The organism is Spirulina major PCC 6313 (assembly GCF_001890765.1).
GTDB lineage: Bacteria > Cyanobacteriota > Cyanobacteriia > Cyanobacteriales > Spirulinaceae > Spirulina > Spirulina major.
In genome coordinates this window covers 4,337,996-4,350,056 of the sequence record NZ_KV878783.1, presented here as the reverse complement: position 1 = coordinate 4,350,056, position 12,061 = coordinate 4,337,996, and the positions used below count along the sequence as shown (strand labels likewise).

General features: G+C 51.1%; 9 protein-coding genes, 1 tRNA gene and 1 pseudogene. 9 read left to right on the top strand and 2 right to left on the bottom strand.

Translation table 11 applies throughout. From position 1 onward, the window contains the following. Nucleotides 1–80 precede the first annotated feature (80 nt). The 4 genes and pseudogenes from SPI6313_RS25235 to SPI6313_RS19285 form a co-directional block, all read left to right on the top strand. Nucleotides 81–233, top strand: a pseudogene (locus SPI6313_RS25235) (IS4 family transposase); the annotation flags it as partial. A gap of 622 nt (nucleotides 234–855) precedes the next feature. After that, on the top strand, nucleotides 856–2,142 hold the full coding sequence (locus SPI6313_RS19300) for a glycosyltransferase family 4 protein (protein ID WP_072623241.1): 1,287 nt from the start codon (nucleotides 856–858) through the stop codon (nucleotides 2,140–2,142). Nucleotides 2,143–2,569: 427 nt separating this feature from the next. Further along, nucleotides 2,570–3,112 carry an NYN domain-containing protein gene (locus SPI6313_RS19290; protein ID WP_072622456.1) on the top strand — a complete coding sequence of 181 codons (543 nt, stop codon included), beginning with the start codon at nucleotides 2,570–2,572 and terminating at the stop codon, nucleotides 3,110–3,112. Nucleotides 3,113–3,253: 141 nt separating this feature from the next. Beyond that, nucleotides 3,254–3,326 (top strand) — tRNA-Glu (locus SPI6313_RS19285). Here SPI6313_RS19285 and SPI6313_RS24845 read toward each other — a convergent pair. Further along, complete coding sequence (locus SPI6313_RS24845) at nucleotides 3,327–3,458, bottom strand: hypothetical protein (RefSeq protein WP_281248432.1); 132 nt, start codon at nucleotides 3,456–3,458, stop codon at nucleotides 3,327–3,329. 47 nt (nucleotides 3,459–3,505) lie between these two features. On the opposite strand from SPI6313_RS24845, the gene malQ reads away from it, so the two are divergent. Both malQ and SPI6313_RS19275 read left to right on the top strand, forming a co-directional pair. Continuing rightward, nucleotides 3,506–4,993 (top strand): 4-alpha-glucanotransferase, encoded by a 1,488-nt coding sequence (malQ, locus tag SPI6313_RS19280; RefSeq protein WP_072622455.1) that lies wholly within the window; start codon nucleotides 3,506–3,508, stop codon nucleotides 4,991–4,993. 24 nt (nucleotides 4,994–5,017) lie between these two features. After that, nucleotides 5,018–6,073, top strand: coding sequence for a dipeptide epimerase (locus tag SPI6313_RS19275; RefSeq protein ID WP_072622454.1), 1,056 nt, complete (start codon nucleotides 5,018–5,020; stop codon nucleotides 6,071–6,073). On the opposite strand, the gene SPI6313_RS19270 is transcribed toward SPI6313_RS19275, so the two are convergent. Next, nucleotides 6,051–8,807, bottom strand: coding sequence for an ATP-binding protein (locus tag SPI6313_RS19270; RefSeq protein WP_084669115.1), 2,757 nt, complete (start codon nucleotides 8,805–8,807; stop codon nucleotides 6,051–6,053). The two genes, SPI6313_RS19275 and SPI6313_RS19270, sit on opposite strands and share 23 nt — an antisense overlap. 720 nt (nucleotides 8,808–9,527) lie before the next feature. On the opposite strand from SPI6313_RS19270, the gene SPI6313_RS19265 reads away from it, so the two are divergent. The 3 genes from SPI6313_RS19265 to SPI6313_RS19255 all read left to right on the top strand — a co-directional run bounded on the left by SPI6313_RS19265 (nucleotide 9,528) and on the right by SPI6313_RS19255 (nucleotide 12,060). Beyond that, nucleotides 9,528–9,728, top strand: a complete 201-nt coding sequence (locus SPI6313_RS19265; RefSeq protein ID WP_072622452.1) for a hypothetical protein — start codon at nucleotides 9,528–9,530, stop codon at nucleotides 9,726–9,728. Between the two features lie 11 nt (nucleotides 9,729–9,739). Next, nucleotides 9,740–10,813 carry an AI-2E family transporter gene (locus SPI6313_RS19260; protein ID WP_072622451.1) on the top strand — a complete coding sequence of 358 codons (1,074 nt, stop codon included), beginning with the start codon at nucleotides 9,740–9,742 and terminating at the stop codon, nucleotides 10,811–10,813. 80 nt (nucleotides 10,814–10,893) lie between these two features. Then, on the top strand, nucleotides 10,894–12,060 hold the full coding sequence (locus tag SPI6313_RS19255) for a WecB/TagA/CpsF family glycosyltransferase (protein WP_072622450.1): 1,167 nt from the start codon (nucleotides 10,894–10,896) through the stop codon (nucleotides 12,058–12,060). Nucleotide 12,061: the final 1 nt, after the last annotated feature.

The following is a 12,061-nucleotide window of genomic DNA, read 5'->3' as shown; positions in this document are numbered from 1 at the left end:
TGTTAGCCAATGCTGCCAGCGTTGAATTGCCGTCCAATCACCATTCGCCTTGTCCCGGTCAAAGCTTAATGTAGCCCAAGACAACGCTTTTAGGATATCTGATACTGCAATTGACTGAAATCCCAAAAGAAGCGAGAAAGAGTTTGTTAGATAAGCTCCGCTATTTGCAAGCGTTCATGTGTGAGCAAATCAGTTATGTACATTGGTTTAGAAAGTTAATTCCACGATGTTGATTTTGGCTTTTCATAGGATTAGTGTGTCCAAATTCAACTAGAACAAACAAACCATTCAACACTTCTGCAATCCACCCCTTTTTTTAGCACAACCTGAAAAATGTGAGATAGATCTGCAAGAGAACATGAGATAAATGGGTCAACCAGATCAATTTCTCAGGATTTTTCAAAATATAATTGGAGTTAAATTCAAGCAAAAGGGCAAGTGTACTAATATCTTCGTTTAAGTCAAGATTTCGTGACAAAAGAGTATCGACTTGTCTCAATCCATGAGACACATTCTCAAGTTCCTCGTCCTACCTCGTCCTAGCTAGGACAAGAGCTTGGAGTAGGGAGCGCACCTCATGAGTATAGAAAAATCATGCAACACGCCTCAACGTCCATCGTCCTGCTGGGAGAGAAATTGAGAGTAAGGGCTGTACCTGATCAAAATGCAAACCGCTATAGTGGTATGCAAGTAGTGGAATCAGATAGAAAAAGCTTTGGTTTCGGTCATTTTTCACTACATTCTTAGCACTGCCGACATAAGAATCTGAGTTTGATTGCTCTTTAATAGATCCAGTCTAAACTCTTGCGAAAAAAAGTCTACTCACAAGAGAAAAATTAAATGCAGGAAAGAATCATGGAAAACACGAAAATTCTTTTGATTATTGAGCAGTGTAATCCTGAATGGTCTTCAGTTCCATTTCAAGGCTACTGCTTTTATGAACAGATTAGTCGTCACGTCAACACCACCCTAGTGACGCATGCAAGGAATAAAGATGCGCTAGAAAGACTACATCCAGATCGAGATATCGCTTATATTTCCGAAAGCAGCTTCATCAAGAAATACTATGCTTTTGTCGAACGCTTTAGTAAGATCAATGGCCGGGTGATTTGGCCGATCTATCATACGTTGACATATCCTATTTATCATGAATTCAACCACCTTGTTTACCACCATTTCAACAAATTGGTGATCAGAGGCCACTATAATATTGTCCATGTGATCACCCCGATGATGCCACGCTATCCTGCGAAAATCATTAAGGCATGTAAACGAACACCATTTGTGATTGGGCCAGTCAATGGAGGTGTTCCTTTTCCAGATGGTTTCAAAGATGTTGCAAAACGAGAATTTGCTAATTTTAATTTTCTCCGAGCAATCGGTCGATTTATCATTCCGGGTTATCGGGAAACTTATGAGAAGGCTCATCATATTCTTGTTGGATCTACTTATACGTTGAAGCTCATTAAAGATTTATTTAATATTGAAAATCACAAAGTCAAAATATTTTATGAGAATGGTATTAAAGAGTCTTTCTTGCATAATGATAAAAAAAGTGATCTTGAATCAAAGAATAGGACAGAAGTTCATCTTCTCTTTGTTGGTCGCCTTGTGCCCTATAAAGGGGCGGATATTTTGATTGATGCGCTTTACAAGTTAGAAGAATCTATTCAGCACAAGGTTTTCCTGACGATTGTTGGTGATGGTGGAGAACGAACTGCTTTAGAGCAACAAGTTAAGCGGCTAGAGCTTCAAGACAAAGTTAGTTTTACGGGATGGGTTCAACAACAAGAGACATTGAAGTATTACAGATCATCTGATGTTTTTTGTTTTCCATCTGTTCGTGAATTTGGTGGTGCGGTTGTGATAGAGGCGATGGCGAATGGGTTGCCTTGTATTGTTGTTGATCATGGTGGAATTGGTGAGTATGTCACTGAAAAAACTGGATTTAAAATCAATCCGATTTCGAGAAATTTTGTTGTCCAGGAATTAAAGAAATCCATTGAAATATTGGTGAGCGATCGCGCCTTACTCCATCACATGTCACTGCAAGCCGTCCAGAGAAGCAAAGAATTTACGTGGAGTTCTAAAGCTCAGAAAATCCTTGAGACTTACCAAGAACTCATGCAAGCGGCGGCATAGTGGGGGCGATGGTGCGTCACATCTAATCAAAAGGGTTCAGAGTGCATTCCATGTCGCCCTCTCCCTCAATCTTTCTCCGGGCTTGGGCTACTGTTGATACATCACCCAAGTTGCGAGTCTGGATCTGGTATGCGTGAGCCAGAGGCTGACAGTCCCATGCCTGAAACGCCCTAACAACCGATCGCATCTGTGAAGCAGAGAGATCGAGAACATCAAGCACTAACTTTGTGATGATTGATTCAGTTACAACTCGCAATCATTGTTAACATGATGTGAGGTTCTTGCTCAAAACTTGTGCTGGTTGCAGTTGAGATTGCATTGATGCAATGGCGGCCCGGTTGGGTGGCGATCGCATTGCAACCATCCGAACAAGACCCCCTTACTATTCCTGCTGTTTTTATGACGCTCTTAGACGCTAACCTCAATCATGACTGCTCCCCGTTTTTTTGCTCGTCTCCTGGTCGATGGCTACAACATGATCGGGGCTTGGCCCGATCTCAAACAACTGCAACAGCAAGAGGGTCTTGATGCGGCCCGCGATCGCCTGATTGAACAGTTGATTAACTACGCCGCCTTGCAGGATTTTCAAACCCAAGTGGTCTTTGATGCCTACGCTCGCCGCGAAAAAGCCTACACCGAAGCCTACACGCCCCATCTGTCCGTGCATTATACGGACTACGCCCAAACCGCTGATGCTTACATTGAAAAGTCCTGCGCCCACCATGCCCGCCAAGTCACCCGCAAACGGTTGATCGTCGCTACATCGGACTATGCCCAACAGCAGACGGCTAGTGGGTACGGGGCGGAATGTTTGTCGGCGCGGCAATTGGCGATCGCGGTGCAGCAGTCTAATCGTCGCCGGGTGCATCGCGATCGCAAACCCAAACAATCGTCCCGCCGTTTTCTGTTTAGCGGCCTTGACCCCCAAGCTCAACAGCGACTCAGCCAACTCCGCTTTGGCAAACTCTAGGGGATGATTCAGGGCTGGAGCCGCAGCAGATCAAAAAATTCTAAAAATATTCTTGACAGTCCCATAGGGGTTCGCTATAGTTAGAAACGTTCGAGTGAAACGCGCCCTTCAAAACTGCGCTCATCAAGCGAAAAAAGACAGGCCCCCATCGTCTAGAGGCCTAGGACACCTCCCTTTCACGGAGGCGACAGGGATTCGAATTCCCTTGGGGGTATCACAAAAAAGAGAAGTCAAACTTGGCTTCTCTTTTTTGATTGGTCAGGATGCGCATCATTCGTGAGAGCCATCCTGGCTTGAACAAATTAGGATCAAATCGGGCAAAATACAGCGATCGCCGAATCGCCATGGTGTAATGAACATGGCACTTCATTCGATTGAGAGAATTCCTCAGCTATGGCATTTCCCCGCGCAAGTGGTATTTTGCTTCATCCCACCTCACTACCTGGCCCCTATGGCATTGGCGATCTCGGCCAAGCTGCCTATGATTTCGTTGATTTCCTCGTGCGCAGCGGTCAAAAACTGTGGCAAATTTTGCCCTTGGGGCCGACGGGGTATGAACATTCGCCCTACACAATGAATTTCAGTGCCTTTGCGGGCAATCCCCTGATGATCAGTCTGGATCAACTGGCGGCGGAGGGGTTAATCACGGCAGCGATCGCCCCCTTGGATGATGTGAACCCGGAACAGGTGGATTTTGATCGCGTCATTGCCCATAAAACCCACTATCTCGAACAGGCCTACGGCAACTTTAGCCCCAGCCCAGAATTTGAGCAGTTTTGCCAAGCGCAGGCCGGGTGGTTAGAGGATTACGTCTTGTTCATTGCGATCCATGAACAGCAACCGGAACGGATGTGGCATCAGTGGGAACCGGGTTTAGCGCGGCGCGATCCGGCGGTATTGGCAGCAAAACGGGCCGAGTTAAGCCACCGCATCACCTACCATCAATTTGTCCAGTTTAAATTTTTCGCCCAATGGCAAGCCCTGCGCCGCTATGCCAATGATCGCAATATTCAGATCATCGGCGATGTTTCAATCTATGTCTGCGAACATAGTGCCGATGTGTGGGCGAATCGGGAGATTTTTAAACTCGACCCTGATACCCTTGCACCGGCCTACCGGGCGGGCGTGCCGCCGGACTATTTCAGCGCCACGGGGCAACTCTGGGGTAATCCGGTCTATGACTGGGAGACCCTCGAAGCGACGGACTTCGCCTGGTGGGTAGACCGGTTCCGGGCGACGTTGTTGTATGTGGACTTGGTGCGCGTTGACCATTTCCGAGGCTTTGAGGCCTATTGGCAAGTGCCGGGAGAGGAAACGATCGCCCTCAATGGCGAATGGATTCCCGCACCGGGGGAGGCCTTTTTTCAAACCTTGGGCCATCGCCTCGGCTCACTGCCGGTCATGGCGGAGGATCTGGGGGTGATTACGCCGCCAGTGGAGGCCTTGCGCGATCGCTTTGATTTTCCGGGCATGAAGATCCTGATGTTTGCCTTTGGGGACGACAGCCACAACCCCTATTTACCCCACAACTACAGCCAAAACTGTGTTGTCTATCCCGGCACTCACGACAACGACACAACCCTCGGCTGGTGGGCCACAACGGGAGACACCGAACGGCACAACGTGGCGCAGTATCTCGGTTACGAGACCCCCGCACAGATCACCGCGATGAATTGGGAGTTCATCACCCTTGCCCTCGCGTCAGTGGCCAATCAAGCGATCTTGCCGCTCCAGGATTTGCTGGATTTGGACGGTCGGGCGCGGATGAATGATCCGAGCGTGAATGCAGGAAATTGGCGGTGGCGTTACCAATCTTCAGCACAGTTAACCGAGGCCTTGAGCGATCGCCTCCTCACCCTGACCCAACGCTATAACCGCTAACCCCCGCGATCTCCTTAAAACTCTGTGGATATCACCATCACTCCCTTCACCGTCCATAAGCGCGTTGCGTTAACCATTAGTCGCGGCACGTCCACGCAAAACACCAACCTCTGGGTGCGCATTTACGCCGACGGCATTGAGGGGTGGGGCGAGGCCACGGCCTTTTCCGTCACCCGCCAGGAGGGCCTCACCGCCACCACCATGCAGACGGAACTAAGCCAGATCGCCCCGATCCTGCGGCAGTACCATCCCCTCCAACGTCAAGCGATCGCCGCTGAAATTGCCTCCCTGTCCTCAGCGACGCGGGCGGCATTGGATACAGCATTGCATGATTGGTTGGGGAAACGGGCGGGGCTGCCCCTCTGGCAACTGTGGGGCCTAGAGCCGCAGCACAGCGTACCCACTTCGGTCACCGTGGGGATTAGTGATCCGGCCCTGGCCCAAGCGCGGGTGCGACAATGGCAAGATCAACTGGGGGCGCGACAGTTCAAGATTAAGCTGGGGTCTCCGGTGGGCATCGAGGCCGATCGCGCCATGTTTGAGGCGGTGCAGGCGGCGGCTCCCGATGGAGAATTTACCGTTGATGCCAATGGGGGATGGCGCTTAGAGGAAGCGATCGCCATGGCCGATTGGCTCGCGGATCGGGGCGTGCGTCACCTCGAACAACCCCTACCCGTGGAGGATGAAGGGGACTTTGCCGCCCTGTATGGGCGATCGCCCCTGCCCATTTTTGTCGATGAAAGTTGTTTCACCGCCGCTGATATTCCCCGCCTTGCCCCCGTCGTCCATGGCATCAACATTAAACTGATGAAAGCCGGGGGACTCACTGAAGTGCTCCGCATGATCCACACCGCCCAAAGCCACAAACTTCAGATCATGTACGGTTGCTACGCCGACAGCAGCCTCTCCAACGCTGCCCTCAATCAGTTAGCCCCCTACGCCCACTACATCGATCTCGACAGTCACCTCAATCTCCAGGATGATCCCTTCCAAGGAATGACCTACGCGGATGGGTGCTTAATCCCCGCCCCTGCGCCAGGTCTAGGGGTGGAATGGGTTAGCCCAGAATCAGTTGATTGATTTTTTGTAGCACCGTCGTCATGGATTGGTCAGCATCGGTGATCGTGCAGGTGGCATGGGCACAGAGGGAAGACACCGTATCTTTGGACTCATCGCGATAGTCCACCAGCAGAATCGGCAAGGTGGGGTACTGTTGGCGGATCGCAGCGAGGCGTTCGAGCCAGAAGGATTCAGCGGTGGGTTCATGGATATGCAACACCCAAAGATTAATCCGGTTATTGGCTAACTGCCGTTGAATTTCGGGCCAGGATTTGGAGAGCACCGTCCGGAATCCGGCGGTTTGGAGGTATTGGGTGAGGGCGTGGATAAAGCTGTGGGGGGCGTGGTGTTCCGGAGGGGCGGAGGGGGGCAGGCGCAGTTCATCACTGGCTACCAAAATATTGGGCTGGACGGTGATGCCGGTGGCCACTTGAATCACTTGCAGCAGGGCGGGAATACTGTCGGTGGTGATCGGAATCAGGCAGGGACAGACGGTGAGTTCGGGGTATTGGTTGGCGATCGCTGTGGTTTGATTGTCCAGGGTGATCAACGGTGGCACGGTCAAGGCCGGATAACTGGTGAGCGATCGCAAATACGACCCCGCATTCTGCAACTGTGTCCCATCCAACAACAGCGCATCCGGCTTCCACACCCGCGCCAAAATATCCGCCTGCTCTAGATCATCCGCCTCCAAAATCCGGTAATTTACCGGCCCGGTATGGTGGGCAATCTCCCCGCCAAACTCCCGAACAAAGGGAGAATGTCCCTCGACTGCCGGGTTCTCCTGGGCATTCAAATGCAAAATCGTAATATTCCGCGTCTCACCCACCAACGCAGTTTGAATCTTAAGCAAACTCTCCCGCAGTGGGGCTAACTTCACCGGTAGTGTCAAAAACCCATCGGCCCGATTCTGCTTCGCTTGGTTCTTCTCCGCCCGTGTTGCCGTCACCAGCACCGGAATATTGCAGGTACTCGGATCAGATTTCAACAGCGTCAACACATCCCACCCCGACAGCAACGGCAGCAACGGGTTGAGAAAAATAATCCGAGGTTGAATTTGCCGGGCTTTTTCCAACGCCTCAGTGCCCGATCGCGCAATCAACACTCGATAGCCCAACTGCTGCAAATACAACGTCAACCCTTCAATATAGTGGGGCACAGCCTCCACAATCATCACCAACTGATTCGGCGTGGGTTGTTGTACCGTTGTGCCATTGGCTTTTTTTGCCGCCCCTTGGGGTGGGCTAGGGGGTAACAATAGGGTGAAGCGACTGCCATGGCCAGACTTTGAGATAAACGAAATATCACCCCCATGGGCACGGGCCAAGCGTTGAGTCAAAACTAAGCCCAGGCCCGCGCCTTCAAATTGGCGAGTGAGGGGACTTTCCAACTGTTGGAACTTCTGAAAAATCAGATGTTGATCAGATTCTGGAATCCCGATCCCCGTATCCCAGACGGTGAAGTCAATCCAGCCTTGCCACCGGCTCACCGTTAACCCCACTTGCCCCGTGGGGGGCGTGAACTTCAGGGCATTTTCCAACAGGTGACTCAGCATTTGCCGCAAGCGCAACTCATCGGCAACCAGACCCGTTAGACCCGGCTCGATCGTGAGGGTGAATCGGGTTTGTTGGCTTTTTTCCGCGTCGGGGTTATGGCTGCTCACCACTTGGGCCAGGGCCTGTTCATAGGCGCGATCGCACAGCGATGCCAGTTGCACCGGCTCCGGATTCAGCTTCAGTTGCCCCGTTTCTAAGCGCGTTAAATCCAGAATGTCATTCACCACCCCCATCAGTTGCCGTCCACTTTGATGGATCAACTGGGCATAGCGGCTTTGGCGAGGATTCAACGGGCCAAGCTTGGCATCCTTGAGCAGATTGGACAGCCCCAGCACCGCCGTCAGAGGCGTTTTTAATTCATGGGTAATACAGGCTAAAAACTCATCTTTGAGGCGATTGAGTTGGACTAAATCCGCATTTTTGGCGGTTAATTCTTTACAGAGTTGTCGCTGTTCGGTGATATCCGTCGCCAGTACCAGCCGCAGCGGTTCCCCCGCATGGGCGAGGGGAATCGAGAGGGGAAAGCGGAGCAGCTTCCAAATATGCTGATTGTCGGAGGCTAGGTTCGGCCCTGAAAATTTCAGCGTCGATACAGTGGTGGAAAGGGTGCTGTCCTGCCGTGACGATACGGGAATCATCGGGTTGGCGGGTGCACTGTCGAGGCCAACATTCTCCTGGAGAAATTCAGCTTGGGGATCAACCTGATGTTGCCACATTTTGTTTTGTTGCAACACTTGCCCGGTTTCGGTTTCGAGGCGCAGGGGCATCGGGATATGATCGAGCAGCATCAGCAACGCTGTCATGCGCTCGGTGAGTTCCGGGCGTAGCAGTTGCGGTAAAAGTTGCCAACCATTCACGAGGCCCTGAAATTTCCCCTCGGTGTCTACCACCGCATAGTATTTTTTCGGATTTTCGTGGATGAAGGCGGCGATCGCATCACAACTTTCATCAAGGGTGACAATCGGGAGCGAGTGCAGCCAAGTGGACGAAAAGGACTGATCCGGTTGCGGTGCTTGGAGGAAGGGCAACAGCGTCGCCAGGGAAATCGTCCCCAAGGGTTTATAGTCCGCATCCAAGCACACCACCACATCCGTCGTGGTTCCTGAAAATAATCCCAAGAGCGATGTGAGCGTGACCTGAGGAGAGCACACCGGCACTGGACGAATCAGAGCGTGGAGGTTAGGGCAGGACGTAGACATGAGGAACGCTTGAGCACACAGCAAGAAGGAAAATCATTTCTCACTGATTTCAAACCCAATGAGAGGTCTAGGCACATTATCTCTATAGATCGAAAAGCTAACGGGATCTGCACACAATTAATTACATTTCTTTTCGTCTAGACATGAGAACTTCGTGATATCCAGCATTCTTAATCTTTGCTCAAGCATTCAACTCTAGAATCGTTCAATCACGACCCTCAAAATGAGCAAAGATTACGAAGATTCTCCCGATCTCCACAAGCCCCGATCCAGCGCATTCATTAAACCCCTTTTGGGTTTGGGATCACTGTATTTCAGGGATTCTATCCCTCGTTGTCCCGAATCTTCCCTTGATCATCTTGTCCGATTCCCATTATGTTTAACGCCGCTTATGCACTGGATTGCCCGATGCGGATGCGAATCATGTAAACCTCAAAAAGGTGCTGTGTTTTGGCCACGGGAATCGGGCCCATTGAAGCAGAGGGGGAACTCCTTTGAAGTGCCAATCGTTAAATAGAGTCGGAGTGATAATCCTGCGATCGCCATCCTGACAACCCCGCACAATTACGATACGATCGCCACCGGAATCAGCCATGATCGATCCGTAGCCCCACCGGGTTTACCCCCGCATCGGGGATTTTGGGGCAGGCCGCTAGGCAAGGCGATCGCCAACCCGCTAAAATCGAGGGCAATTCCTCTCCACCCTCAGACGGTTTGCCTATGCCCCTGCGTGATGTCACTGAACTCATTCTCAAAGTGTTCCTAGGGGCGGCCGGAATTTCGGGGGTGATTAAATATGTTGGCCCCCTCGTGGCAATTGCCCCAACGCGAGGTCATGCGATCGCCTTCGTCGCCTTGCCCCCCATCCTCCTCGCCCTTCTCCTCACTGTTCGAGCCTTGCGTCAATCGCCCCCCGCTTAACCCTTGAAATCATGAAATTTGGTCATTGGTTCGGACTCATCTTGCTGCTGATCGGGCTGTACGGAGCCTGGCAGGTGCGTCAACTGCTGGTGGTCGTCTTGGGCGCGATTATCCTCGCCAATGCCCTATCAGGGGTGGTGCGGGGTTTACAGCAAAATTTTAAATCCCTCGGCCGGGGTCGGGCCGTGATGGCGACGATCGCCCTCTCCCTGGTCTTGATTGTGGGCTTTTTTGGTCTGCTCGTCCCGCCCGTCGTCGCCCAAATTAACCAACTGCCCCAAGAAGTCATGGAGGGCATTGATCGCCTCGGCCCGTGGATTGCCCAATTTGAAGATCGCTTCAGTCCCCGCGTCTGGGCCCTGCTCCCCAATTGGCAGGATATGGGCGCACAACTCCCCGAATTGGGCAATAACATCCTCGGCGAGGGGTGGACGATTTTTTCTAGCACCTTAGGGGCGATGCTGAATGTCTTACTCTTGACAGCCCTAACCTTGATGCTGCTCGTAGACCCAAACCCCTATCGTCAGGGTGTGTTAAGGATGTTTCCCGCCTTCTATCGTCCACGGGTGAATCAGATTTTGGCCACCTGCGATCGCGCCCTACAACGGTGGTTTGAAGGCATCGTCGTCAACATGCTCACCGTCACCCTCCTCAGCTTCATCGGTCTCCTCTTGCTACGGATTCCCCTCGCCCTCTCCCAAGCCCTAATCGCCGGCCTGTTTACCCTGATCCCCACCCTCGGTGCTGGACTCAGTGCCATCCCCCCCATGGCGATCGCCCTCCTCGATCAACCCTGGAAATCCCTGATCGTCCTGTTGCTCTACATCACCATCCAACAACTCGAAAGCAACCTCCTCGCCCGCCGCCTCCTCACCCGCCCCGCCCTCAAACTCCCCGCCCTCACCCTCCTCGCCCAACTCTTTTTTGCGATCGCCTTTGGGATTCCCGGTCTTTTCCTCTCCTTGCCCCTCACCATCGTCGGCCAGATTTGGTTTACAGAAATCGTTTTGAAAGATATTCTCAATATTTGGAAGTCTGACCCATTACCTCCGGATTTTCCCTCTCACCCTTCGGTACTAGAGTAAGAATCACAATCGTCGCCAAGTGATATTCCCCAAGACTGATTCCCATTTCCTCACTCCTTGGTATCGTCCTAGGCTGCCTCATGACCAAATTTGATATTCTTAATATCTCCATTGATAATATTTCCTTAAAGAACTTGCTCCGGCAGATCAAACAAGGGGGATTTATCATTACCCCCAACGTAGATCACCTTATCAAACTTCAACATGATCCTGAATTTTTCCACGTCTATCAAACCGCTGACTATGTTATTTGTGACAGTCAAATATTAATGTGGATTTCGTTATTTTTAGGGAAACGCATTCAAGAAAAAATTTCCGGTTCAGATTTTTTTCCTGCCTTTTATGAATATTACAAAGACGATCCAGACATTCGTGTTTTCCTCCTCGGCTCCCGGGAAGGCGTGGCCCAACAAGCCCAGGAGCGCATCAACCAGAAAGTCGGACGAGAATTAGTGGTGGGTGTCCATTCCCCCTCCTTTGGCTTTGAACGGAATCTTGAGGAATGCGAAAAAATTCTCGATATTATTCAAGCCACCGATGCGAATGTGCTGGCCGTTGGAGTCGGCGCACCCAAGCAGGAAAAATGGATTTATAAATATCGCGATCGCCTCTCCCAGATTAAAATTTTCCTTGCGATCGGGGCGACGATTGATTTTGAGGCGGGCGTAACTCGCCGTGCCCCCCGTAACATGAGTCGGTGGGGCTTAGAGTGGCTGTATCGTCTCTGGGCAGAACCTCGGCGGCTGTGGAAACGCTACTTATTCGACATTTTGCCGATGTTTTGGCTCGCCACGCAACAAAAATTTAATCAGTATCGCTATAAAAAACCCTTGGGGTTATTGCTCCATGAAGCAGGGTTACTCTCGATGGATCAAGTCGAATTTTTGCTTGAAAAACAAGGTCAAGCACCGTCCCAACGCTTTGGGGAATTGATTGTGCAGCAGGGTTGGGTCAATCCCCAAACGGTTCGCTTTTTTCTGGTGGAGTTACCGCAATGGTTAAAACAGAAGCGATCCTATAATTTGACAGAATATTTACAAGTTTCAGGGCTATTAAATGACGACCAAATCGATCAGTTAATTCAAGACCAAAGCATTGAACCGATCGCCCTAGAGTTATTGGCAATTCAATATGGTTGGGTCAAAGATGAAACGGTGAACTTTTTTCGGCGGGCCCAACGGTTAGCGAGCAAAAATAATGTCAATAGTTTTGAGCGGGTATACTTCTACAAACCACGACCATTGTAGA